The organism is Vibrio sp. 10N.247.310.17 (assembly GCF_041466605.1).
GTDB lineage: Bacteria > Pseudomonadota > Gammaproteobacteria > Enterobacterales > Vibrionaceae > Vibrio > Vibrio tasmaniensis_A.
Window position 1 is genome coordinate 1 of record NZ_JBFSTC010000031.1, and the last position, 25,616, is coordinate 25,616.

21 protein-coding genes and 2 pseudogenes are annotated in these 25,616 nt (G+C 43.0%); 12 read left to right on the forward strand and 11 right to left on the reverse strand.

Annotated elements, in window-relative coordinates:
- Positions 1 to 187: 187 nt before the first annotated feature.
- Positions 188 to 709, forward strand: a complete 522-nt coding sequence (locus AB6D80_RS10880; RefSeq protein WP_133151493.1) for a hypothetical protein — start codon at positions 188 to 190, stop codon at positions 707 to 709.
- Between the two features lie 137 nt (positions 710 to 846).
- Positions 847 to 1,839 carry a hypothetical protein gene (locus AB6D80_RS10885; RefSeq protein WP_372188505.1) on the forward strand — a complete coding sequence of 331 codons (993 nt, stop codon included), beginning with the start codon at positions 847 to 849 and terminating at the stop codon, positions 1,837 to 1,839.
- A gap of 304 nt (positions 1,840 to 2,143) precedes the next feature.
- On the opposite strand, the gene AB6D80_RS10890 is transcribed toward AB6D80_RS10885, so the two are convergent.
- A complete protein-coding gene (locus AB6D80_RS10890) occupies positions 2,144 to 2,500 on the reverse strand; it encodes a transposase (protein WP_241909288.1) in 357 nt (118 codons plus the stop codon).
- A 95-nt stretch (positions 2,501 to 2,595) separates the two neighbouring features.
- On the opposite strand from AB6D80_RS10890, the gene AB6D80_RS10895 reads away from it, so the two are divergent.
- Together AB6D80_RS10895 and AB6D80_RS10900 are read left to right on the forward strand one after the other, a co-directional pair.
- Positions 2,596 to 2,874, forward strand: coding sequence for a type II toxin-antitoxin system RelE/ParE family toxin (locus AB6D80_RS10895; RefSeq protein WP_102250391.1), 279 nt, complete (start codon positions 2,596 to 2,598; stop codon positions 2,872 to 2,874).
- Positions 2,874 to 3,167 (forward strand): HigA family addiction module antitoxin, encoded by a 294-nt coding sequence (locus AB6D80_RS10900; protein WP_102250378.1) that lies wholly within the window; start codon positions 2,874 to 2,876, stop codon positions 3,165 to 3,167. Before AB6D80_RS10895 ends, AB6D80_RS10900 begins: the two co-directional genes overlap by 1 nt.
- 295 nt (positions 3,168 to 3,462) lie before the next feature.
- On the opposite strand, the pseudogene AB6D80_RS10905 reads toward AB6D80_RS10900, so the two are convergent.
- Positions 3,463 to 3,702 (reverse strand): annotated as a pseudogene (locus AB6D80_RS10905) (IS110 family transposase); the annotation flags it as partial.
- Positions 3,703 to 3,814: 112 nt separating this feature from the next.
- On the opposite strand from AB6D80_RS10905, the gene AB6D80_RS10910 reads away from it, so the two are divergent.
- The gene (locus tag AB6D80_RS10910; RefSeq protein ID WP_102250379.1) at positions 3,815 to 4,573 is read left to right on the forward strand and encodes a hypothetical protein; all 759 of its coding nucleotides are present in this window, start codon (positions 3,815 to 3,817) and stop codon (positions 4,571 to 4,573) included.
- A 992-nt stretch (positions 4,574 to 5,565) separates the two neighbouring features.
- On the opposite strand, the gene gcvP is transcribed toward AB6D80_RS10910, so the two are convergent.
- From gcvP to AB6D80_RS10925, 3 genes are all read right to left on the reverse strand, one after another.
- A complete protein-coding gene (gcvP, locus tag AB6D80_RS10915) occupies positions 5,566 to 8,445 on the reverse strand; it encodes an aminomethyl-transferring glycine dehydrogenase (protein WP_102250381.1) in 2,880 nt (959 codons plus the stop codon).
- 89 nt (positions 8,446 to 8,534) lie between these two features.
- Complete coding sequence (gene gcvH / locus AB6D80_RS10920; protein ID WP_009845137.1) at positions 8,535 to 8,915, reverse strand: glycine cleavage system protein GcvH; 381 nt, start codon at positions 8,913 to 8,915, stop codon at positions 8,535 to 8,537.
- 51 nt (positions 8,916 to 8,966) lie between these two features.
- Positions 8,967 to 10,259 (reverse strand): serine hydroxymethyltransferase, encoded by a 1,293-nt coding sequence (locus AB6D80_RS10925; RefSeq protein WP_017097964.1) that lies wholly within the window; start codon positions 10,257 to 10,259, stop codon positions 8,967 to 8,969.
- 440 nt (positions 10,260 to 10,699) lie between these two features.
- Between AB6D80_RS10925 and AB6D80_RS10930 the strand changes: the two genes are divergently transcribed.
- From AB6D80_RS10930 to AB6D80_RS10940, 3 genes are all read left to right on the forward strand, one after another.
- Entirely contained in the window at positions 10,700 to 11,323 is a 624-nt protein-coding gene (locus AB6D80_RS10930) for a helix-turn-helix domain-containing protein (RefSeq protein ID WP_017097963.1), read from the forward strand.
- Between the two features lie 470 nt (positions 11,324 to 11,793).
- On the forward strand, positions 11,794 to 12,927 hold the full coding sequence (gene gcvT / locus AB6D80_RS10935; RefSeq protein WP_029223950.1) for a glycine cleavage system aminomethyltransferase GcvT: 1,134 nt from the start codon (positions 11,794 to 11,796) through the stop codon (positions 12,925 to 12,927).
- 323 nt (positions 12,928 to 13,250) lie between these two features.
- Positions 13,251 to 14,408 carry a trypsin-like serine protease gene (locus tag AB6D80_RS10940; protein WP_017097961.1) on the forward strand — a complete coding sequence of 386 codons (1,158 nt, stop codon included), beginning with the start codon at positions 13,251 to 13,253 and terminating at the stop codon, positions 14,406 to 14,408.
- A 140-nt stretch (positions 14,409 to 14,548) separates the two neighbouring features.
- Here the strand turns inward: AB6D80_RS10940 and AB6D80_RS10945 are convergent, their stop codons facing one another.
- A complete protein-coding gene (locus AB6D80_RS10945) occupies positions 14,549 to 14,887 on the reverse strand; it encodes a hypothetical protein (RefSeq protein WP_009845170.1) in 339 nt (112 codons plus the stop codon).
- Positions 14,888 to 15,086: 199 nt separating this feature from the next.
- Between AB6D80_RS10945 and AB6D80_RS10950 the strand changes: the two are divergent.
- A pseudogene (locus AB6D80_RS10950) lies at positions 15,087 to 15,404 on the forward strand (helix-turn-helix domain-containing protein).
- Between the two features lie 161 nt (positions 15,405 to 15,565).
- Here the strand turns inward: AB6D80_RS10950 and arfB are convergent.
- A complete protein-coding gene (gene arfB / locus AB6D80_RS10955) occupies positions 15,566 to 15,976 on the reverse strand; it encodes an alternative ribosome rescue aminoacyl-tRNA hydrolase ArfB (RefSeq protein ID WP_012600691.1) in 411 nt (136 codons plus the stop codon).
- Positions 15,977 to 16,063: 87 nt separating this feature from the next.
- On the opposite strand from arfB, the gene AB6D80_RS10960 reads away from it, so the two are divergent.
- Positions 16,064 to 16,669 carry a beta-phosphoglucomutase family hydrolase gene (locus AB6D80_RS10960; RefSeq protein ID WP_009845180.1) on the forward strand — a complete coding sequence of 202 codons (606 nt, stop codon included), beginning with the start codon at positions 16,064 to 16,066 and terminating at the stop codon, positions 16,667 to 16,669.
- A gap of 68 nt (positions 16,670 to 16,737) precedes the next feature.
- Here the strand turns inward: AB6D80_RS10960 and AB6D80_RS10965 are convergent, their stop codons facing one another.
- From AB6D80_RS10965 to AB6D80_RS10980, 4 genes are all read right to left on the reverse strand, one after another.
- Complete coding sequence (locus AB6D80_RS10965; protein ID WP_065678984.1) at positions 16,738 to 18,642, reverse strand: diguanylate cyclase; 1,905 nt, start codon at positions 18,640 to 18,642, stop codon at positions 16,738 to 16,740.
- A gap of 240 nt (positions 18,643 to 18,882) precedes the next feature.
- Positions 18,883 to 20,631 carry a formate--tetrahydrofolate ligase gene (locus AB6D80_RS10970; protein WP_017100522.1) on the reverse strand — a complete coding sequence of 583 codons (1,749 nt, stop codon included), beginning with the start codon at positions 20,629 to 20,631 and terminating at the stop codon, positions 18,883 to 18,885.
- Positions 20,632 to 20,925: 294 nt separating this feature from the next.
- Complete coding sequence (locus tag AB6D80_RS10975) at positions 20,926 to 22,230, reverse strand: inosine/guanosine kinase (protein WP_017097957.1); 1,305 nt, start codon at positions 22,228 to 22,230, stop codon at positions 20,926 to 20,928.
- Positions 22,231 to 22,373: 143 nt separating this feature from the next.
- Positions 22,374 to 22,850 (reverse strand): CreA family protein, encoded by a 477-nt coding sequence (locus tag AB6D80_RS10980; RefSeq protein WP_017097956.1) that lies wholly within the window; start codon positions 22,848 to 22,850, stop codon positions 22,374 to 22,376.
- 248 nt (positions 22,851 to 23,098) lie between these two features.
- Between AB6D80_RS10980 and AB6D80_RS10985 the strand changes: the two genes are divergently transcribed.
- Together AB6D80_RS10985 and AB6D80_RS10990 are read left to right on the forward strand one after the other, a co-directional pair.
- On the forward strand, positions 23,099 to 23,593 hold the full coding sequence (locus tag AB6D80_RS10985) for a hypothetical protein (RefSeq protein WP_372188507.1): 495 nt from the start codon (positions 23,099 to 23,101) through the stop codon (positions 23,591 to 23,593).
- 60 nt (positions 23,594 to 23,653) lie between these two features.
- On the forward strand, positions 23,654 to 25,462 hold the full coding sequence (locus AB6D80_RS10990) for an HD domain-containing phosphohydrolase (protein ID WP_017097955.1): 1,809 nt from the start codon (positions 23,654 to 23,656) through the stop codon (positions 25,460 to 25,462).
- The last annotated feature ends 154 nt before the right edge of the window (positions 25,463 to 25,616 follow it).

Here is a 25,616-nt window from a genome sequence, read left to right on the forward strand (position 1 = left end):
CAAGAGTATGGCTTGCACTCGCTTTACTCTGCCGCGCAGCGGCTTCGTTCAACAAACTGTTCAAAATTGATTCTCAACGCGTGGCATTTTTACTGTGCGTTGGCTTAAGTGATTAAGGTGGTTGCTGCAGCTTCAGTATTGCGTTGCTCACCCCTTAATAGGGCGTGATACAGATAGAGGTGGCCATGTGAGAGATAGCATCTTTTCTTTAGTCTTTTTGAGAAGAAATAATGAGATTTCGTTGGGGAAGTGGATAAAATTCTTACTCTTAGAAATATACCTTGGTGAGCAGTTGCTTGAAATGATTTCCACTACTGCTGCTTATAATGAAGATGATCAATACGAAAAAACAGGTCAGGTTCAATTTGGTGACTCTCTAAATGGGTGGTCTAAACCCCTCGTTTACTACATCCCTTCAACTATGATTAATAAGTGGCTTTGTTCATCCATTCTTGAACTATTGGAATATAAATACGTCGCTCACTACCAGTTACTTACATCTAGAGACGATGTAGCAGATATTGAAAATTGCTATGGCTTAAATCATGATAACATTCATCAACTTACAGAGCTCAAGCTAGCTTATAATAGCATTTGGGTAACTATGAATATTATCGTTGATGTTGTTGTTTACTTGGTTACGAAAAATCTCTCAGCAACATTGGCAACGGGTGCGTTTATAGAGTTTATACGTAGATTTAAGTGGTAAGTATTTGTATGAAAAGCAATCTAAGAGGGATTCTCAACGCTTGGCTTTCTTGCTTTTACTTCAATTTTAGTGGTTACGGTAAAATGCTTTAGGTAGGGTGGTACCTTATTGGGCGTTAGAAAGCTTAGGAGGCTATTTTGGCAAGTATAGGTCAAGTCCGAGGTGCATTACTTGAAGAGTCAGTTTTGCATTTGTTGGGAAAAGTTGGTTACAAGATTATCAGAGAAAGACATGATTCAATTGATCCTAGTGATTTAAGATTGAATAGGGCGGGAATGGAAGTCCAAGGACGTGGTGCTTGGCACCAAATCGATGGTTTGGTAGAGCAATATCATACACCAGCATTCATATATCCGTTGCGTTTGCTCGTTGAGGCTAAGTGTTACCCTAGTGACCCTGTGGGAATTGGTATTGTAAGGAATGCTTTAGGCGTGCAAAAAGATATTGAAGAAAATTACTTCACGAAACATCTAGAACCTTCTGATACTAGCTCAATAAGGTTTAATTATCAGTCAGCGATATTCAGTTCTTCCTCATATACAAAGCCTGCAATGGAATATGCTCTTGCACATCAAATATTCTTAATTGAATATAAGTCGATCGCGATAATTCAGCCTTTGATCGAGGCAATAAACTCGTGCGAGCTAAGTCATTTTGCAGCTGGTCAGCAAGTCAATTTAAGAAGACTTAGAGAAGATTTTCACGGCTTAATCAACGGTACGTTGCAAGTTGATAGTGCGCAGACTATCAGTATTGATGGACGAGAGCATGTTAGAGCCGCTATTAACGGATTGCAGCAAATTCGTGGATCGTATTTTGGCATGCTTCAAGGTCGATGGCCGATGCATTTACTTACTGACAACGAGTTAACATCAGAACAATTTAGTCAGGACACAATAAGATGTGAATTGCACGGTGATGTGGATGGTTGGACGTTTAGTCCTTCTGGAATAGTTGACCGTAATGATCCAAGGTGGTTTGAGCTTCAATTTCATTTACCCCCGCAACTTGTTTTTAAGATGGAATCGCAATGGGGTGATCGTCGGAGAGTCGCACAAACCAAGTCTGAGAATTTTTCGTCTATCTCGTTATCCGGAAAGATTGGGGGATTTGGAGAAACGTGCGTCTAGAATTAGATGAAGATTGGTTGAGGCGTTATTTATTGTCGACCGCTTTCTAACAAATAAGGATTAAGGTGTTGCGTAGCCAACACTAAATCCCGAGTGTTGAACAAGCCCGAAGCCACTTTATTAAGTAAATTGTACGATTGTATCTGAAGGGCACATCGCTTTGAGGCTTTTCTCAAGGCGAGCGAGGCTAAGATAAGGTTGCGATAGCAATCTTATCAGCCAGTTAGCCATTTTTCGTTTCTTTCGTCGTCACATCTCCTCTGTTTTCGTTGATGCCATTCTCCTTATTATCAATGCCTTTCGGCTACATGGGTCGGCTTACTCCAACGCACGCCATCTCATGTGCACAGCAAGGGCATATTCTTATCGCTTTGCTCCTTATCGGGGCGGTGAGTGGCGGCATCCTATAGACCAAGCTCAATAACAGCAGTTGAAGTCGAACTCTTAAGGCGTGTGCTTGACCACGTAAAAATCCGTAGTCTCTTACTCGCTGTAACCCTTTGGGCAGCACGTGTTGCAAAATAAGCAGCAAGAACTTGAGAGTCGGAAAGGTGCGTGTTCGCCATGCTTTGGTTTGGCTCTCTTTATAGCGGAAGGTGACGGTATCGTCGGTGATATGGATGATGTCTTCATCAGGCAACACACCATTTAGGTACCACATAAGTGTGGTAGATCCTCGGTAGGAGGAGTCTATGTCATTCGTTATATGTCTTATTGAAAGTTGCGTCACAATGCGCAACGCGCTACACTTTTCGTATGATTAAATCATTTAAGCACAAAGGTCTTAAAAAGTTTTTTGAGACTGGCAGTAAAGCGGGCATCCAAGCGAAACATGATCGCAAGTTGAGAATGCAATTAGCCGCGATAGATACTGCAACTATTATTGATGATGTTGATTTGCCGGGCTTCAAACTTCATCCTCTGAAAGGGGATAGAGATGGAATTTGGTCAATTACAGTAAATGGTAACTGGCGTGTTACTTTCGAATTTATCGATGGTAATGCTTACATTTTAAATTACGAGGATTACCATTAATGGCTATGTACAACCCCCCACATCCAGGTGAGTTTATCCATGACGTTTATATGGAACCATTTGGCTATAGTTGTCGTTTTGTGGCTAAACAACTTGATGTTGCTGCTTCAACTCTAAATCGAGTGATAAAGGGTAAGAGTTCAATTTCACCTGAAATGGCATTACGTCTTTCAAAATCACTAGGTCGTACGCCTGAAAGTTGGCTAACAATGCAAGATAATTACGATCTATGGCAAGCAAAACAAAACGTGAATCTAACTAAGGTGCACACGATCAATTTTGCTACGACGTAGTAAAATATAACAAACAAGGATTAAGGTGTTGCGTAGCCAACACTAAATCCCTAGTGTTGAACAAGCCCGAAGCCACTTTATTAAGTAAATTGTACGATTGCATTTGAAGAGCACATCGCTTTTAGGCTTTTCTCAAGGCGAGCGAGGTCAAGATAAGGTTGCGATAGCAATCTTATCAACCAGTTAGCTGTTTTTCGTTTCTTTCGTCGTCACATCTCCTCTGTTTTCGTCAATGCCATTCTCCTTATTATCAAATGCCTTTCGGCTAGGTGGGGCGGCTCACCCCAACGCACGAAAAGCTAGCATTCATAATGCGGGCATCGTGCCCCAATTTATTGAGTGTTCTTGCCCAATAATGTGCACCACCACACGCTTCAATGCCTATATGCACGAGTGGTATATCTGCTATTGTAGTCAGTAATTTAGAGCGGGTTACTGACTTATGAAGTAAGACCTTACCATTTTGGTCTACGGCATGAAGACTAAAGTGGTTTTTAGCTAGGTCGATACCGCAGAAATAAGAATAATCAGACATGCTGCCTCCGATGCATTTAAGTACCACATAAGTGTGGCAGATCCTCGGAAGGGGGAATCCATGTCATTCGTTATGTCTCAACGGGTATTGTGACTTTGATAGGAAAACCTCTATGGGTAGAGAGAAAGAAGAAATGATGCGGCAGGAAGAGCTGCAGCCGATGTATGACTGGATCGAAGAAAACTATGGTGATGACGCTGGTGAAGAAGGATCAGACGAATGGGAGGAAGCGGTATTAGCTTTCGAGGTATATTGTGAGGATCGATCTCGATATGAAGAAGAGTGGTATAGGCACGATGAATTGGAATGGTATATTTATAGCCAATCTCAAATTGGAATGTTTAATACTCAAATACAGAGTGTTAAAGCTCTTCTAAATGTCCAAGTCTATAATGAAACTCAATTTAGCCTGTTAGTGATGTTGCATGGTCATACTGTAGCTTCGCTTGAGTCGTATTTAGCATCCAAGTTCATTCAAAATGTAACTAACTCTCAAGAGTTGATACGAAAATTGGTAGAGACTGACCCAACGTTCTCAAAAATGAAGTTTACTCTGAAAGAGATATACGAAAAACAAGAGAGTTTAAAACTAACAGTGGCAACTTATCTAAAGGATCTTATATTCCATGATCTGAAGAAGGTTAAGCCGATGTTCAAAGATGTATTAGGTTGTGATTTTGGTGATATTTCATGGTTATTTTCAGCGGTAAACCTTCGCCACCACTGTGTACATCGAGCTGGTTTAGACAAAGAGGGTAATCGAATAGCCATATCAGTTGAATCAGTAAAGCTGTTGGTCGAAAAGTCTGAGTTACTTGTAAATTCTATTGAAAATCAGCTTTCTAAGCTTGAACAAGCAGAGTTTTGGTAAGACAGAGACATAACAAATAAGGATTAAGGTGTTGCGCAGCCAACACTAAATCCCGCGTGTTGAACAAGCCCGAAGCCACTTTATTAAGTAAATTGTACGATCGGATTTGAAGGGCACTTCGCCTTGAGATTTTATCAAGGTGAACGGCTAAGGTGTGGCATTTTAAGTTCCTATTGGGTTTTGTGTCTAAAGTGTGTGCCTTTAGGGTGAGTGTGCGTTATCCGCCACTTAGTAAGGTTTTATAAGTCATGAACTCGCTCGAAACTCTAGCTAGAAGATTTGATGTTTCTTTAATCGGCTTGTTTTATATCGGCTTAGTTAAATTTTACGAGGCAATTATGAAGTCTAGACAATGTCCCAAGTGTCGGAAAAATGTGGCATGTAGCTGGTTTTTCTTTAGTTCTCATTGGACTAAGTATCGTTGTATTGGATGTGGTTCGCTGATGAAATGGAGTCGTAGGCGAACCTATCTAGGAGCTGTTTCCGGTGGCTTCGCTGGTCCGTTTGTCATTTCAACACAATCTATTATCCCATCTACTTTTCTTAGAATCTCGATCGCGATTGTTTTTGCAATAGTTTTAGCCATTTTTGTGAATAAGCAGATTGAGTACATCGACGAAACTGAGTCATAACAAACGACTATGGCGTCAATGGCTATTTAGGCGCTATTCCTGTTTTATAGACCATCACTTTTTAGCTTTAAAGCTAAAGCCCTATAAGTTTTCTACTGCCACAACGCCAGCAGAAACACAAAAAGACCAATCCCAAGCGTGACCTTTAGAAGTAAGCCAAGAGGGGCACCACCTTTTGGCGCTTTATTGCAACATCCCATCATTGATTCCTAATTTGTCGTGAATGTCATATCACCTTAAACCTTTCCCTTACGGTAAGGTCAATGCTTTATTAGTCATATAATCTGGAATCCGAAAAACAAAAAAGCGAACCGTTCGGTTCGCCTTTTGTTATGTTGTTCTGCTTAGCGCCGCTACGAATTAGTCTTCGTAGTTGTCGATGCTTGGGCAAGAACAGATTAGGTTACGGTCGCCGTATACGTTATCTACACGGTTAACAGTAGGCCAGTACTTCGAGTTCTTGGTTGCTTTCGATGGGAAGCAAGCCAGTTCGCGAGAGTAAGGGCGATCCCATTCTGCGCCTGAAAGGTCAACTTGTGTGTGCGGTGCGTTCACTAGAGGGTTGTTGTCTAGTGGCCATTCACCCGCTTTCACTGCTGCCATTTCGTGACGGATTGCGATCATCGCTTCACAGAAACGGTCTAGCTCTTCTAAATCTTCAGATTCAGTTGGCTCTACCATTAGTGTGCCAGCTACAGGGAAAGACATAGTAGGCGCGTGGAAACCGAAGTCCATTAAACGCTTAGCAATATCTTCTTCGCTGATACCTGTATCTTCCTTAAGTGGACGAATATCGATAATACATTCGTGCGCTACGCGGCCGTTAGTGCCACGGTAAAGAACAGGGTAGTGAGGACGTAGTTTTTCCATCACGTAGTTCGCGTTCAGAATCGCTACTTTAGTCGCGTCTGTTAGACCAGGTTCGCCCATCATTGCGATGTAAGCCCAAGAGATAGGTAGAATTGAAGCACTGCCTAAATCTGCTGCTGATACCGCGTAGTCAGAACCTTGTACACCGTTTTCGATGTGACCGGGTAGGAAAGGTGCTAGGTGCGATTTAACGCCGATAGGACCCATACCCGGACCGCCACCACCGTGTGGGATACAGAATGTTTTGTGTAGGTTCAAGTGAGATACGTCTGAACCGATGAAGCCAGGTGAAGTTAGACCTACTTGAGCGTTCATGTTCGCGCCGTCTAGGTAAACCTGACCGCCCGCTGCGTGTACTTGTTCACACACTTCTTTCACTTGCTCTTCGTATACGCCGTGCGTAGAAGGGTAAGTGATCATGATGCTTGATAGGTTTTCTTTGTGCTTCTCGATTTTCGCTGCTAGGTCTGTCATGTCGATGTTGCCATCTTCATCACACTTAACAACCACAACCTTCATTGACACCATTGATGCTGTTGCAGGGTTAGTACCGTGCGCAGAGCTTGGAATCAGACAAACGTTACGGTGAGCTTCACCGCGGCTTGCGTGGTAGCGTTGAATCGCGATTAGACCTGCGTATTCGCCAGATGCACCAGAGTTAGGCTGTAGTGAGAAATCGTCGTAACCGGTAATTTCACAAAGCTTCTCTTTAAGATCTTTCGCTAGCGCTGTGTAACCTGCTGCTTGATCAAGAGGTGCGAATGGGTGAATAGAACCAAACTCAGGCCATGTTACTGGGATCATCTCAGCAGCAGCGTTCAGCTTCATCGTACAGCTGCCCAGTGGGATCATGCCGTGCGTTAGTGAGAAGTCTTTGTTCTCAAGCTGTTTTAGGTAACGCATCATTTGCGTTTCGCTGTGGTGCGTATTGAATACTGGGTGAGTTAGGAACTCTGATTCACGACGGCAGTTTTCTGGAATTGCTGCAAACTCGTTTGATGCAATGTCAGAAGATAGTACTTGAACGTCTTCTTTCACGTCGAAGATTGCGAACAGTGCGTTCACGTCGTCGATTGTTGTTGTTTCATCTAGGCTGATACCAATCTTACCAACAAGTCGGCGAAGGTTGATGTCTGCTGCTTGCGCTTTCGCGTACAGTGCATCTGTCTTGTCTTCTGTGTTCAGCGTGATGGTATCAAAGAAGCTGTTGTTCGTTAGTTCGTAACCCGATTTAGTCAGGCCAGCCGCTAGGATAGCTGTCATGTGGTGTGTACGACGAGCAATAGTACGTAGGCCTTCTGCACCGTGGTAAACCGCGTAGAACGACGCCATGTTTGCTAAAAGTGCTTGAGCTGTACAGATGTTCGATGTCGCTTTCTCGCGGCGGATGTGTTGCTCACGAGTTTGCATTGCCATACGTAGCGCTTGGTTACCGTGAGTATCGATAGATACACCGATTACACGACCTGGCATTGTACGCTTATGTTTTTCACGAGTACCCATGAATGCAGCGTGTGGACCACCGTAACCCATAGGAACGCCGAAACGTTGCGCTGAACCGATGACTACGTCTGCGCCCATTTCGCCCGCAGGCTTAAGTAGAGCGGAAGCAAGTAGGTCAGTTGCAACGGTTACAAGAGTCTTGTTAGCTTGAGCTTTCGCAATGATGTCTGTTAGGTCACGAACTTCACCCGTTGTACTTGGGTATTGAAGAAGCGCACCAAATACGTTTTGCTCTGGAAGTGTTTCAAGAGCACCAACCATTACTTCAAAACCGATGTACTCAGCACGAGTTTTAACAACTTCTAGTGTTTGAGGGTGAACATCGTCAGCAACGAAGAATACTTTGCTCTTGCTTTTGCCAGCACGCTTACACAGAGTCATTGCTTCGCCAGCCGCTGTCGCTTCATCAAGAAGGGATGCGTTCGCGATTTCCATACCGGTTAGGTCCATTACCATTTGTTGGTAATTGAGTAGAGCTTCAAGACGACCTTGAGAAATCTCTGGTTGGTATGGTGTGTAAGCTGTGTACCAGCCGGGGTTCTCTAAAACGTTACGTAGAATAACGTTTGGAGTGAATGTGTTGTAGTAGCCTTGGCCAATGAAAGTACGTTTCACTTGGTTTAGGTTAGCGATCTCTTTAAGAGAGGTCAGCATGTCCATCTCGCTCAGTGGCGCAGCAAGTGTCATTGGTTTTTCAAGACGGATTTGTGCAGGAACCGTTTCGTCGATCAGTGCGTCTAGGCTAGTCGCGTTGATCGCTTCAAGCATTTTTTGCTGGTCTGCTTTATTAGGGCCGTTATGACGAGCAACAAACTCGTTTTGCGTACCCAAGTCTTTCAGTAATTGGCTTTGAAGTAATTCAGTCATGATATGTTCTACTTTCTCTCTGGAGCCGTGAGCTAGCCCCTAAAATTAAGCTGCTCCAAAGAGCAGCTTTATCGTAATGAGGTTACCTATTAGTCTTCTTCTACAGAGCTTAGGTATTCTTCCGCATCTTTAAGGTTGTTTAGTTCAGACGCATCAGACATCTTCACTTTAACAATCCAACCGCCTTCATAAGGTTCTTCGTTGATTAGCTCTGGGCTATCTTCTAATTCTTCGTTGATTTCTACAATTTCGCCAGAGATTGGTGCGTAGATATCAGAAGCTGCTTTCACTGATTCAACCAGAGAGAAGCTTTCGCCAGCTTCAATTTCGTCTTCAGTGTCTGGCAGGTCAACAAACACAACGTCACCTAGTAGCTCTTGAGCGTGCTCAGAAATACCAATAGTTACAGTACCGTCTCCGTTGTCTTTAACCCACTCGTGGCTGTCTGCAAACTTTAGTGTATTGTCCATTGCTTATTCTCCAAAAATTTATGAGGTTTTAATTTAAATCTTAAAATTGGTTTAACGGTAAAGAGGGAAGCGTTTGCAAAGCTCTTTAACTTGCTTGCGAACACGTTGCTCAACTTCAGCATTGCCTTCAGGGCTTTCAACTAAGCCATCAAGTACATCGCCGATCCATTCACCGATAAGTTTGAATTCTTCAGTGCCAAAACCACGACTGGTTCCAGCTGGCGTGCCTAAACGGATACCAGAAGTAATCATAGGCTTCTCTGTATCGAATGGTATGCCATTTTTGTTACATGTGATCCCTGCACGCTCTAATGCTTCTTCAGTTACGTTACCTTTCAAGCCTTTAGGGCGAAGGTCAACCAGCATTAGATGTGTGTCTGTACCGCCAGTCACAATGTCACAACCGCGAGTTTGCAACACTTCAGCGAGAACTTTTGCGTTGTCGATCACTGAATCAATATAAGTATTAAATTCTGGGCCAAGTGCTTCGCCAAACGCCACTGCTTTAGCCGCGATAACGTGCATTAGTGGGCCGCCTTGAAGGCCAGGGAACACTGCAGAGTTGATCTTTTTGTTGATGTCTTCGTGGTTCGTAAGAATCATGCCGCCGCGTGGGCCACGAAGTGTTTTGTGCGTTGTTGTGGTAACAACGTGTGCGTGTGGTAGTGGGCTAGGGTGAGCACCTGTCGCGATAAGACCCGCGATGTGTGCCATATCGACCATTAGGATAGCGCCAACTTCGTCAGCAATTTCGCGGAACTTAGCGAAATCAATAACGCGTGGGATAGCACTACCACCTGCAATAATCATTTTAGGTTGGCTTTCGACAGCTAATGCGCGAACTGCTTCGTAATCGATTTCAAGTGTGTCGCGGTCTACGCCATATTGAACTGCGTTGAACCACTTACCAGACATTGCAGGACGTGCACCGTGTGTGAGGTGACCACCAGCATCTAAAGACATACCAAGGATTGTGTCGCCGGGTTGAAGTAGGGCAAGTTTTACTGCACCGTTTGCTTGAGCGCCAGAGTGAGGCTGCACGTTTACGTACTCACATTTGAACAGCTGTTTAGCACGTTCAATTGCGATAGCTTCAACGGTATCTACGTGCTCACAACCACCGTAGTAGCGACGGCCTGGATAGCCTTCTGCGTATTTGTTGGTTAGGCAAGTGCCTTGAGCTTGCATTACTGCTTTAGAAACGATGTTCTCAGAAGCAATAAGTTCGATTTGTTCGTTTTGACGAGTGTTCTCTGCTTGGATTCCAGCAAATACGGCGTCGTCAGTGCCTGATAGGTTCGTAGAGAAAAAACTGTCTAAGCTGTGGTTTTGGTAAGCGTTCATTGTCGAGACCTTTCATTAAGCTAATGGTGATTGTTTTTATAGTCCATTAGGTCTTACGTTGATTTCTGCATCGGTATCGTTTGCGCTATATAGGTACAGACATACGTTGATTGCGTATTAAATATACTCTTACAGCGTCTAAGCGATCGTTGTAGGGTCAATGCAGCACGAATTGGTTCCCAAAAAATCGGGTAAAAAACAGCTCTTACAAATGTTAAATCTATCATTTGCGGCAAGCCGAAGTAGCATCCCTTCATCTAACAAGTCGATAACATAGCTCCGTTAAAATCAATTTTCAACAAAAATTTCCAATAGGAAACAGATTTTCTTGTTTTGCTACGGGGAGCACGCTTTATTTCTCTGTGTGCTCTTTAATCAACAAAGCGCTTTATGCAACAATGAAATTAATAGACAGGAAGTAAAAAATTAGTGAGGGACCTATGTCAGAAGACATTTATGATGAGTACCCATCTCTAACGTTGGCGAAGGAAACGTTAGACCAGAATATTGAACCACTTAGGCTTGGCCAGCGCATTAAAGACATCCGCGGTAAGCTTGGGATCACGCTAGAAGAAGCAAGCCAAAGAACAGGCTTGGCGCGTTCTACGCTCAGTAAAATAGAGAATGAACAGATCTCTCCGACCTTTCAAGCGATGCAGAAATTGGCTATGGGGTTGCAGATAAATATGCCGCAACTCTTTGAACCACCAAGAAAAAAAGTCGCTACAGGACGTCGTGATTTAACCAAAGTAGGCCAAGGTAAACCACACCCAACACCCACTTATGAACACGAATTGCTTGCCACAGAGCTCTCTAATAAGAAGATGATGCCGTTTAAGAGTCGAGTGAGAGCTCGTACTTTTGAAGAGTATAACGATTGGGTGCGCCACGATGGTGAAGAGTTCTTAATGATCATATCGGGTGATGTGATGTTCTACTCAGAATTCTACGAACCCGTGCCAATGAGTGAAGGCGATAGCATGTATTACGATGCGAATATGGGTCATATGCTGATTTCAACTAGTGCTGAAGATGCACTCATTCTGTGGGTGACTGCAAAATAACTGTAGGTCACAGCAAAATAAGCTAACAAGTTTTGAATTTCTTATAGTGGATGCAAACGTTTGCTTTTGTTTTGAACGTTAGCTAATAGACGCGATATTGATGCGAAAATCATCAATATCGCGTTTTTGCATGTACCGAACAATTGTTTTTAAATTGTTAAATGTCACATTTTGAGCTGTTTGACTATTGTTAAGGGTGTAAAACTGACGCAGGCTTGTTTATTATAGTGAACATGGTTTACTCATGTTGATTGAAGTTTACTGAAGTGAATTCTTAGAAAGTGAGTTGTATGGGTTCTGTACAGTTATTCATAATTTATAGAGCCAACGATATAAGCCTATATAAAGGACATCACTTTTTACTATCTACTGTTTCTAACGTTAACCAGTATCGTTAGAGGCGACTCTAAATAGAGATATAAGCGGCAGACTCGATTTTGGACAGCCTGCAACGCTTCATGGAGAATAAAATGACTCAAGAACACGCTAATCAAGACCTACTAACAACACCACTGCATGCACTTCACGTTGAAGAGGGTGCAAAGATGGTTCCTTTCGCTGGCTACGATATGCCAGTCCAGTACCCACTTGGTGTAAAGAAAGAGCATTTACATACTCGTGATGCTGCTGGTCTTTTTGATGTTTCTCACATGGGGCAACTTCGTCTACATGGTGTAAACGCAGCTGCTGTCTTAGAATCGTTGGTTCCTGTAGATATTATCGACCTTCCTTCTGGTAAACAGCGTTATGCGTTCTTTACTAACGAGCAGGGCGGCATTATGGATGACCTGATGGTTGCTAATTTAGGCGACCACCTATTTGTTGTTGTGAATGCAGCTTGTAAGACACAAGATATCGACCATCTAACGGCGCACCTTCCAGCTGACGTCGAAATGGAAGTGATTGATGACCGCGCTCTATTAGCCCTTCAAGGCCCTAAAGCGTCTGAAGTTCTTGCTCGTTTCCAACCTAGCGTTGCAGACATGTTGTTCATGGACGTTCAAAAAGTCGATATCGATGGCGTTGAATGCATCGTGAGCCGCAGTGGTTACACGGGGGAAGATGGCTACGAGATCTCTGTTCCTAACGATCACGCTGAAGCACTGGCACGCAAGCTAACATCAGAAGCGGAAGTTGAGTGGATTGGCCTTGGTGCTCGTGACTCACTTCGTCTTGAGTGTGGTCTATGTCTATATGGTCACGATCTAGATACAACGACAACGCCAGTAGAAGCCAGCCTTCTATGGGGCATTCAAAAAGTGCGTCGTACAGACGGTGAACGTGCAGGCGGTTTCCCTGGCGCTGATATCATCCTTGAGCAAATCGCAACCAAAGATGTTCAACGTAAGCGTGTTGGTCTTGTTGGTCAAACTAAAGCGCCAGTACGTGAAGGCGCTGAGCTGTTCGATGCTGAAGACAACAAGATTGGTGTTGTAACAAGCGGTACAGCGGGGCCTAATGCAGGCAAACCTGTTTCTATGGCATATGTACGCACTGATCTAGCAGTAATTGGCACTGAAGTATTCGCTGAAGTTCGTGGTAAGAAGCTACCAATGACAGTAGAAAAAATGCCATTCGTACCTCAACGTTACTACCGTGGCTAATCTATTTTAAGAGAAACTATTGAGCTAAGCTAAGCTAAGCAAAGCCTACTGTTTGCTTCTCTGTGTAGAGAAGTTCAACGGTAGGCTTTTTTGTTTAAGCCTGTCTCCCTTTTTATGAACGTATCTATTTTTATAAACGTATCTAATTTTAAGAGCGTATAACTTTCTATATCGCTACAAGCCCAGATACCTGAAAGTTCGTTTTTTAAAACGAGACATATGGCTATATCATTAAAATTGCTTACTATAATATTAGTGGTACGTGTTATGGTGACGATTCATCATTTTTGTAAATAAGTAGTAGGGGTTACAAGGAGTTATCTATGAATGTTAACCATACAATGAGTCCGGTTCGTAAAGCCGTTTTAGGGCTGTTAGCTCCATTGATTTACACATCAAGTGTTATGGCGACGGAAAACTCGGTCGAAAGTGCTCCTAATGTCGGTGTTTCACCTTATATTATCAATGGTAGCCCCACAACAGATGCAGAACTAACTAATACTTATCCAACGTTTACTAGCCTGTACTTTCATGATGGTTCAAAATTTTCTAACTACTGTGGTGGAACCATTATAGATGCACAATTCGTGCTTACCGCTGCCCATTGTGTGTATGAAAGTTACGCGTGGATGCTTAATACTTGGGTTGTTCCAGGAATGGCAGATCAAACAAAATATAACAACGGTGGATACCAATCAGCACGAGTCGAAAAGATATATTATCCAAGTGACTATAGTAATAATCTTGATCCCATCAACGGGAAAGTATTACCAAACGATATTGCTATCTTGAAACTCAAAACAGCCTTAAATGTACGAGACTACTCTTCTTCAATTAACTCTACATTCGACAATGTCTATGCATTGAATCGTGGTCAAGATACGTTTAAGGCAGTTGGCCGAGGCTTGACGAGTCATATAACTGATGACCAAGGCAAAACTGTTTCTAGAACTGCTACCAATGTAGTAAATCAAGCGAATTTAACCTTCGATGCTACAAATAGCTGTAATTCAACAGACAAACAGCTTTGTTTTGATGGAGCGCAGTTCAATGGATACAAAAACTCGACCTGTAATGGTGATTCAGGCGGTCCTGTCTATTGGTGGGATGGGGTTAGCTATCAGCAAATAGGCATTACGAGTTACGGGCCAGCTACATGTGGAAGCCTTACTGAAAAATACACGTCTGTTTTTACGGAAGTTTATGATTATGCAGGATGGATAGATCGAGTTGTTTCAGGCACTGAAAACGCAACTTTTGAAGTTAGAAGTACACCGAGTTCTCGTGTTCTCGTACGAGTGAGCGATGGTGAAACCGTTGATTCATCTTCTGCTTTGTTAAATGAAACGTCAATGCCGAAGATAAGCCTATCGGGCGGGTCTAATTCAGGCACCAACTCAGGCTCTAGTAGCGGCGGTTCTTTGGGGTTCTTGTCGATATTCGCGCTTGGTTTACTTATTTTAAGAAGACAATCTATTTAAAGTTAAGTAGACGTTCATCAGCATGATTGAGGGCTATACCTCGACAGGTTGTTCATTTAAGCATTAATGAAAGAAGTCTTAGATTAAGTCGACGCTAAAAAGCATCAGCGTCGACTTGGTTATTTCGGTGTACTATCGCTTCAAACTTGTCGATATGCCTGCTTATTGATTTTCGCCTTCCTGCTATACCTTTCGACAATTTCATCCATTTGCTTTATGGCATCGTTGATATTTTGAATACCACCTTGTACAACACCTTTCTCGCTTTGGTTCAATGCAGAAAAGGCCTGTTTTAATTCTTTATCTTCCAGCATATTTCCGTGTAACAGCACTTCTTTGTAAGTCAGTAATCTCTGCTGTACCGCAACAATTTCATTACGGGTATCTTCTGATTCTAAAGCCTGTTGTATGCAAGGAAATGCCAATTTATAGAGATTCGCAATTTCCAATTTCACGCTATCATTATTCGCAATTTGCAATTTTTCTTATTTCCTAGCTCTTGATAATTCAAACTTATCTGCCCGTGAGTTAACGCCGTTGTAAGTATGAAAGTCCATGAAACGTAACGTTTTTATCGGCCGAATAATATGCCTTTAATCACTTATGTAAACTGTTCTAAGTCAATATGGTCTGCTTCTTGCTGAAATTAGGTCATAACTGTCTATTCTGGAGGTGCTTATGTCACAAGAACCTATAGTCATTGCGCTGATTGAGCGTAGGAAGCTAGGCAATTGGTCTCAAGAAAAATTAGCGGCTAGCGCAGGGATGAGCTTGAAAACCTATCAACGAATTGAGCGGGGAGAGGCTGATATCAAAATGTCTTAGTATCGTTCGATCACGAGAACCTTGAAAGTTACGGACTTGGATGTCGTACTCGACGTTGTAGGAGCGTCTGAAGCAGCAGCGGAAGATGTAGCTGCTGCTAGTCGTTTGTTAACCAGTGAAGAGCGAATGCTGTTGATTAAACTGATTTTGTCGGTCAAAAAACAGAAGTAGCGTTTTGTTCTAATAGACACTTTCTAATCAATAGTATTGCGAATATGTAGCCTCAAAGAACCAGTCTTCGAATAAACAATGTCAGGTATCGTCTTTTGTCCAGCTAGTTAGAGCTAAAATGATTGTTTCATGGTGAGGTGCTCACTACGGACATGAAACAATTAGTCTACTCTTCCGCGAAGTTGTTTGGTGGTGCTTCTTTGCTTTTTACTTTCTAAACGTCTTTTTTGAGAGCCGCGTGTTGGCTTGGTTGCTCGTCTCACTTTTTGAACTTTTGTTGCTTCTAAGATCAGCTCTTTCAAACGTACCAAAGCATCGTCTCGGTTTTGCTCCTGAGTTCTGTACTGTTGAGCTTTAATGATAATCACACCATCTTTAGTGATACGACCATCTTTATGTGCCAGGAGTTTTTCTTTATAGAAATCGGGTAGGGTTGAGTGCTTTATGTCAAAACGTAAATGTATCGCACTCGATACTTTATTGACGTTTTGACCTCCGGCTCCTTGAGCTCTGATCGCGGTTAGCTGGAGTTCCCAGTCTTGAATTGAAACAGAGTTAGATATTTGTAACATAAACATCCATTTTGAACAGTAATATGGGGTCATGATACTGAATATTGGGTATGGTATCAGTAACTTTCTTAAAGAGTGGTAGTAGTGATGAAAATTGATTTAACGGCGTATGAAGGATTAATCTTTGATATGGACGGTACGTTGATCGATACAATGCCAGCACATGTGAAAGCATGGCAACAAACGGCGGAAGAGTTCGGCTTTTATTTCGAAGCGTCTTGGCTGCATAGCTTAGGTGGAATGCCGAGTTATAAGATCGCTGGTGAGGTAAATAGTAAGTACGGTTTATCGCTCGACCCACAAGCGGTTTCTACGTTTAAAATGGCTTCGTTTGCAGCTATTGAAGACAAAGGAGATATTATCCCTTGTACGTATTCTCTTTTGATAGACCATCTCGGTGACAAGAAGATTGCGGTTGGAACGGGCAGTCAACGCAAGAGCGCAGAACAACTGTTAGATAAAACGGATATCTTGAGTAAGTTGGATATCTTAGTGACAGCGACAGATGTGAAGAATCATAAACCAAACCCTGATACTTTCTTAGCTGCTTGTTTTGGTATGGGTTTACAGCCAAAGCAGTGTGTTGTGTTTGAAGATACTCACCTTGGTAAGCAGGCAGCCCATGCTGCGAATATGGATTGCATTCTGGTAGTCGAAGGGAATACGCTGGAGTTCTACCCCGCACCAAGTTGATTGTTGAGTGAACGACTCTAGAGTGAAATGAATAAGTTAGCGGGGCGGTGGTGCGATGCAGGCTCCCACTATGCAATTTCGCTCATTTCGCTATCAAGGAACAAACATACACTGTTTCTACCTACTGCTTTTGCTTCGTAAAGAGCTAAATCGGCGCACTTATAATTGAGTGCAGGTTCACCTGTTAGGTTGGTTATTCCGCCACTTATTGTAACGACGTTGTCGAACTCGATACTGATCGCGATTCTCAGCCTATTAAGCACATAGTCGGCTTCTTGTGGTGTCGTGTGAGGCAAGATAACCCCAAACTCTTCTCCCCCAATACGAGCCACGAAATCGGTATCTCGGCATTCACGTTGCAGTACCTGTGCTACGGTTTGTATGGCTTTATCGCCATAATCATGTCCAAATCTATCGTTAATGCGTTTGAAATGGTCAATATCCAATATGGCTAAGCAAGATTGCTCGCGAGTAGGGTAACGACTAACGCGAGAACACTCGTCACGAAGCTCCAGGTCGAACTTTCGTCTATTCCAACAGCCAGATAGTGCATCTTTTTCGCTAAGGTTTCTCAATTTATTCTCGAGCTCTTTGCGTTTGCTGATATCAACAAATGATGCAACATAAAATTGAATCACATCTTTTGAGTCTTTGATGGTTTGTATTCGAAGAATTTCCGTGATGAAGGTGCCATCCTTTCGTCGGTTCACCACTTCGCCTTCCCACATCCCTGTCTCTTTAATGACGCTCCACATTTTAGTGTAGAACTCTTCATTATATCGGCCAGCGTTAAACAATGAAGGCTGTTTACCTTTTACATCTTCTAACTCGTAGCCACTGACACGGGTGAACTCTTGGTTTACTTTTATGATTCGGTTATTTTTGTCTGTGATTAATAGGGCAGACATACCGTTCATTGCCGCTTTGGCGAGTTGGCTTTCGATACTGTTCTTTTTATGATTTCTGTTCCACAGTACGAAACCTGCAGATATCATTGAAATCAATATCGAGAGTATGATTATCTGAACGACTATGGCGTGATTTTCTTGTTGAAACTGAGTGTTAAATTGATGTTCTTCAATATGAAGAACCATATAAATTGGTCCTTCAAACTGCTTAATCTTAGGGCTGATGTCAGAGTGAAAATACCAGTTTTTACCATCAAAATAGCTGGATGAGGTGCCGCTTTGAATATTCTGCCACAGGCCTGGGGCTAGTTTTGCATACGTCTTGTCTGAACGTGATTCAATCACATGCCCAAATGAATCCTCAGGGTCGGGACCCATGATGACATGACCAGTATTATTAAGGATGACCGGAACTGTCGCTGATGTACCTATCTGGTAATGTAAGCGGTCATAGATCTCGCGCATATTTAGGTTAGCAATGAAATAGCCAATAATGTGCTCCCCTACAGTGACAGGCGTCATAATGCGAAGTGTCGGCGAAAAGGGGCGAACTAACTCTCCATTTTCAACTTCTAGATCAATGCCTGTAGCTTTAACTTCTCCAATCTCTAATTCTTGTAGCTTTTTGTAGTAATCGCGAGAGGATTTGTTTTGTAACTCGTGGTCTGGAGTGACACTTGCGTGGCCATCTTTATAGTTGACGCGGAATACTTCATTAGCGTCTAGATCTAGGAAACGCAGTTGAGAGTAGTATTGTTGCCCGTGTGCCAATACAACCCACAGATCCTGCAGTGCTTGTTTGTTAGTAACTGAAGGCTCGGAAATGGAACGAAGTAGGGTCTGTGAGGCGGCAATAGAGGGAACCGCGTTTGATATTTGCTCAACAATAATAGCGAGTTGATGGAAGCTGTATTCGATTTGGTTTTGATTAGACTGTTTGATGTTTAGCGCATACTGGGCTTCAACCCGTTCAAATTCAGAGTTTATATAGAGAGCAGGGACTAATCCTAGGACAAACAAGGTACATAGAAATTGGCTGATCAGTTTTTTTATACTCGTATTCATCACTGTCCTCGAAAAATCAGCGCAATACTATATATTTTGTAGGCCTATTAATGTGATCTTGACCCAAAACTTATAATCAGATGTGCATATTATTTCGTTTTTAATGAAATTTATTGCACTTGGGGTGTTAATTGAGCAATTAGGTATCAGAAACGAGACCTGTCCGCAAATATAATGGGGAGCATAGTACGGACAGGTTATTCTAGATAAAGCGGATTTTTAGCCTATGTCTGGTCGTAATTAACTTAAGCCAACGATGTTTCCTTTGCTATCAATGTCCAACGACATAAAAGCCGGTTTATCCGGTAGGCCTGGCATGGTCATTACATTGCCGCACAGCGCGTAAATAAAGCCAGCACCAGCACACAGTTTTAGCTCCCTAACGGGTACGTCAAACTGAGATGGTGCACCTTTTACGTGTGCTTCTGTCGAGATCGATAGTGGTGTTTTTGCTAAACAAACCGATAGGTCGTTATAGCCATGCAGTTTGAATTCGGCCAGTTGTTTTTTAGCCAGTGGAGATAGCGAGATACTTGCTGCGCCATAGCCAACTTCAGCGACGGCCATCAGTTTTTCTTCTAGGCTTTGCTTTGAGTGATACAACGGCTTAAATTCACTCTGTTTTTGGCAAGCTTTTACTACGGCGTGAGCCAATTTAGTCGCCCCTTCGCCACCCTGACCAAATGCTTCGCTTACTTCAACACTAACGCTTGGGTCGAAGTCGGTGATCATCTGTTTCAAAGCATCGAGCTCTTGAGCTGAATCTTGTGGAAATCGATTGATCGCAACAACGGTAGGCACTTGGTATTGCTTAACGCTGTTGATGTGCCATTTAAGGTTCTCAAACCCTGCAATAAGCGCGTCTTGGTCATCATTAAAGATTGAATCTGGTAGCGGAGTTCCTGGTCTCAAATCGTATAAACCTGAGTTGGCTTTTAGACCACGTAATGTTGCGACAATAACAGCACAATCTGGATTTTTTTTCGATGCTTTCACTTTGATGTTACATGCTTTCTCAAAACCCATATCTGAGCCGAAGCCACCTTCCGTCACGACAAAGTCACTTAGCTTTAACGCAACCTTATCGGCAATAATAGAAGAGTTACCGTGTGCGATGTTAGCGAATGGCCCCGCGTGGATTAGGGTAGGAACCCCTTCAAGGGTTTGCATCAATGTTGGCTCTATGGAGTCTTTCATTGTGACTGTCATAGCACCTGCTACGTTGAAGTCATCTGCAGTTAATGGCAAGCCTTGGTTGTTGTATGCGAGTACCACTCGTCCGATACGCTTTCTTAAATCTTGGAGGTCATCAGTGAGAGCAAGAATAGCCATCAGCTCTGAAGCGGCTGAGATGTCAAAGCCATCCTCGCGCTCAAAGCCATTAATTGTTTTGTCTGCTTCGTTCTTGCCAACCGTGATCATACGCAGTGCGCGGTCATTGTGGTCAAGTACACGTCGCCACACGATTCTGCGTGGGTCGATATCCAGAGCTTTTAAGCCTGAGCGAGCCTCAAAGGCTTCTAACCCTTCACGTTGCTCATGATACAAACGAGCGTCAATAGCGGCAGATGCGAGGTTATGAGCGACTGTTACGGCATGAATGTCGCCAGTCAGGTGAAGGTTCAATTGCTCCATTGGGGCAACTTGTGAATAGCCACCGCCGGCTGCACCACCTTTTACACCAAATACCGGGCCCATTGAAGGTTGGCGAATGCAGGCCATAGCGGATTGGTTAATCTTTGCTAGACCTTGTGCTAGTCCGATAGTGGTGACGGTTTTGCCCTCACCAAGAGGCGTCGGTGTGATGGCCGTAACCACGACTAATTTACCATCTTGTTGGCTAGCGAGGCGTTCAAGTGATGTGAGAGACACTTTAGATTTGTATTGCCCTAATGGCTGATGTTCGTTGTGGTGCAGGCCAGCTTGCTTGGCAACTTCACTGATGTTTTTAAGGGGAGTAGAGCGACAAATATCAATATCAGACAGCATATTTGATCCTTATATCAGAACCGAAAGGTGGTACGTAAACGTTTGCGTGGCGATAGTACTGTATAAATTTGCCAAGTAAAGGCAAACCACATCAATTATGTGCTGGAAGATAACAGATCTAAAGAGTCATTGCGCGAGATCAAATCTTAAACGAGAAAAATATTCGATCTGATTACCTTCAGCTGCCGTTATATTGGTGTTGAATACAAAAAGGGCTGCATATAGCAGCCCTTCAAGGAATGGGTAATCCAACTTGGCGTTAACCTCTAAGAGTTAACTACCTAATAGAGTCGCTTAACGATCCCAGTATGTTTCTTCTAAGCTATCTTCGCGTTCAGGTAGTGCACGAGAAAGGCGAGGAGAGTGCTGAGTCAACACTTCATAGCTTACACGGTTTGAGTACTTACAAATTTGAGACAGAGAAGAATACGTTAGACACGAGTGCTCGTGCTTTTCTGAGTTTGGTACATTCACGTGGTGGTAGCTGTTTGCTGCCATGTCGTGTAAAAGTGCAGAAAGTGCACCATCACCAGCACCATTGGTGTTTTTAATTTCGCGCGGGCCACCAAGATAAGGGCCAATGTGAGAGTATACTTTTACCGGATCTTGACAGTCTTGCTTACGCATAGCACGGCTGAACTCGAATTTATTGAACTCAGGAATGTTACCCGGTAATAATGGCAGAGTGGTTTCGCGTTTCGCAGGCTCGTCAGTGTAGCCAGCCATGTATAAACCGATAGGGCCTGCAGTACAGAGAACGAGGTCAACCCACTCAAGTGCTTTGTTAGCAGCTAGAAGCGGATCTTTTTCACCCGTTAACGCTTCACCTTCGTCTTCGTTCATCGCGACGATGGTTACGTTTTCTTTCAGATATTCTTGCCACCATTCCGCATTACCTTCGATCACGTACTTAGTACCAAGTGTTAGTACAACTGGCACATTGTGCGCTTTCGCGTATTCAATCGCTTTTTGTACCGCTTTTGGCATCGGATCTTCAGGTTTGCCGCGCATTAGGTATGACGACACAACCAATGCTGATGCTTTCTCGAACACTTTTTCAGGAACGCTTTCAGGAAGCAGTTGGTTCATGTGGCCTTCGTTGATTGCAAACGTACGTTCACCATCTTCAGAAATAAGCGTGTAGCAACGACCAATAGGACCATCAACCGTTTGAAGGTGATTTAGATTCATACGAGAAGAAGTGCGGCAAAGGTAACGATAACCAAATGAGCCAACTTCAATCTTCTTAGACATAACGCCGAGCAATACAGATTTACTGTCTGCAAGTACGGAATAGTTGTGCAGTGTGTTGCCGATAGTATCGCCAGGGTATTGATGCGTGATCAAACCGCGCTCAACTAACTCTTCGTACAGCGCATCTGCTTTACTCTCTTCCAATACCAGTGAGTGACCTTTACTCAGCTCATATTTTTCAAGGAACGCGTTATCAACACGGGCTTCGATATCAACAATCGTTTGACCAACACCGACAATTGTTGCGCGGTGAAGCTTAGGCGTTTGTTGCATTTGGTTGACCAACGGATCACGTGCGTGAGTTGGAAAGTAGTGTTTAGATTTACGCTGTCCAGGAAACTTCATATGAAAAATACAGTGAAAAAATTTTGCCGAATGATATCACATTTTGTTTCTGATTCTTTCATTTTTATTACATTTAGAATCACCTGTACGATGTCTGTACAGGTGACTCGTTTTACTTTTCGCTTGAGGGCATTTACGTGAGCCTATTCCGCTGGGAGGAGTGTTGCTGGATCAACGTAAGCCTCAGTACCCCATAGGGGAACGGTTGAAAGGCTATGCTTGAAACTGCCTTCTGTTTCTTTGGTGGTGTATGACAAGTAAAGCAGCGATTGATTCTCTGCATCGTAGATACGACGAACCTTCATTGTTTTAAAGAAGATACTTTTTGATTGTTTGAACACCACTTCACCAGATTTGCTTTTGTCTATTTTAGCAATCATTTCTGATGTAATTTCACCGGTTTGACGACAAGAAATAGAGCTATCGCTTGGATCGGAAAGGCTAAGGTTTGCTTCGATTGAAGCGATATGACAAGTCACACCTGCGATTTTATCATCATCTAAAGAAGACATTTTGATATCCTTCATTGTGAAGAATCCAAGAGAGACGTCGCCAACCTCGTTGTCCGAACAGCCAGCCAACATTGTGATGATACCCGCTGCTATTAAGGCTTTTTTCATAAGAAGTCCTTTTTATTTATAGAGTTCTGTTTACTATAAGGATATTGAAAGCTTGAATACGAGTGTAGAGCTTTTCGTTAAGTTCTTAAAGGATGTTGTTGGATAATGGAAAATATGAAGCATTTAAAGTACTTGTTGGCCTTGGTCATGCTCTGTATGCTCTGTGCTTGTAGCTCGGCACCTCAGTCGAATATATGTCTTCCAAATAGCTGTGACATTTGGGGATACTAACCGTAGGTACTAAAAGAATGAATAACGAAATACCTGAAATTGTACAGAAGAAAAACCAATGGCTGTTTAGTCAACTCGATATTGCCTACCCCGCAAAAGAGAGCCTGCTAGGCCGAGAACTTTATCAAAGCAAACTCCCGTCCAAGACATACCAACTCCTCACCCAAGATCAAACACCTTCCCAAATTGATGAACTGCATAAAGTCGACTTCCATAAACTGACCGTACTTTTTTCACTTAACCAAGCCAGCGCTTACCAAGATGAAACCGAAAGGGCGTACATGTTAGAGTTTTTGAGTCAGATTATGTTATCTGACGAACATGTCTTATACATAGGGACTCAAAATGGTGATGTAGCAGCGAGCGCTATCGTTACAGGAGCGGAGGATTCTCTGCTAATCTCAGACGTTGTGGTTGGAAGTGGTCAAAGTATCAACGCTTTTGCTAAGCAGATCCTTGATTTTTGGGCACAAGATCATGCTTCTCGCGATAAAGTGTGGGTCGAGAACTAAAGGTTCTTTGAGAAAGCGTTAATCTAAGTAAAATACCCCGTCTTATTTAAAGGGTATTGTATGTACAAGCTATTGTTCTCAATCGCTGTATTGTGTGTTAGCGCTTATTCTTCACTCAGTTTTGCTAATGACTGGGATATCAAACGCATCCTAGTTTTACACTCATACGAACCTTCTTATCAGTGGACCGCTGACTTCCAAAAAGGGATAGACAGTGCGTTCAGCCAATCTCAAGCCGAAGTTAAACTCTCAATCGAGTATTTGGATTCAAAGCGCGTCCATAGCCCTGAGTACTACGATTCTATCGCAAACTACTTACGTACCAAATATGCAGATTATAAGTTTGATGGTGTAATCGCGACTGACGACAACGCGGCTAACTTCCTTGAATCTCTGCCTAGTTTGATCGATCGCTCCACACCTGTCGTTGCTGCCGGTATTAACGATTTCAGTACCGACATGTATTCGGTGTCTGATAGAGCAACCGTGCTTTATGAGAACGATCAGATAGACGTCAATATTGATCTAATTTCGAAGTTAAGACCTAACCTAAAAATACTGTATTTCATCAATGATTACAGTGTCACTTCTGAGTTAATTCGCAAAGAGATGAATCGCGTGATGACTGAGTTCCCTAATATCACATTGGTTGAAATACGCGATTTATCGTTAGTGCGTACCCGTCAGTTTTTGGAAGGTATCTCTGCTGATGACGCGGTTTTGCTCAGTCATTACAATACCGAATTGAATCGAGGCGTGTATCATACTTATCAAGAGGTTTCGGATACTTTGTCTAAAGCAAGTGCTGCTCCAGTGTTTGCTTTGTGGCAGTTCTATATTTCGGGAGATGTACTTGGTGGCTATGTGAATCACTCTCAAAGCATGGGTGAAGAGACGGTTAAGGCGCTCGATAAGTACCTACCTCTTGGTTTCGACGAACCTTTAACTCCAGGTGAGAACAAACGTTTTGTTTTCAATTATCCAGCGATGACAAATTTCGGTATCCGTGAGAGTGCGCTACCTGATGAGGCTGTATTCATTAATGAGCCTTCATCCTTTATTCGTAAAAACTTTCAGTTGCTATTGGGATTGTCGATGGTCATTGCAGGTTTGAGCCTGATTATTTTGATGCAATTTGTCACTCTACGCCAAAAGAAAGAACTGGCTAAAAAGAGCAAACGAATCTTAAAACTCCAGAAACAAACACTGAATATTCAAAAAGATATGATTCATGTTCTCGGAGAGGCGATTGAAACTCGCTCTGGCGAAACCGGTAATCACGTTAAACGTGTCGCCAAGTTGTCTGCGTTGCTTGCTAAGTATCGTGGCTTGAGCCATCGCGAGGTCGAGATGATAGAGATCATCAGTCCGATGCATGATGTGGGTAAGATTTCAGTCCCAGAATCAATCTTGGATAAACCAGGTAAATTGACCGAGCAAGAGTGGGAAGTGATGAAGCTTCACACAACGGCAGGCTATAACTTACTGAAGAGTGGAGCCGGTGATATTACCAATCTGGCTGCTATCATTGCCAACGAGCATCATGAACGTTGGGATGGGGCTGGATATCCTAATGGCAAAGTGGGTGACGAAATTCACTTGTTTGCCCGTATTACGGCCGTCGCGGATGTGTTTGATGCACTACTCAGTGCCCGTTGTTACAAAGAGCCGTGGCCATTAGAGATGGTTATCGATTTGTTCGAGAGAGAATGCGGCTGTCAGTTCGACCCTGAGCTTACTCAGTTACTACTGAGCCACTTACCCGAGTTTGTTGCTATCCGTGATTCGTATCCAGATACCATCACCGCTGAATGTCGCATTGAATTAACGGATAAACCTATTGTTATTGAAGAATTGGCCGTGAATTAACGGTTTATTGGCAAATAAAGTCGTGATTGGTGACGCTCAAAGTATATTAATTTAATGAGTGCTGTTGCTTATGGTTAAGCATAAAGTGATCCACTGCATATTTCGCGTAGAGAAATAAGGGGCGATAGGTAAAGTGTTACCTTAATCATCACGC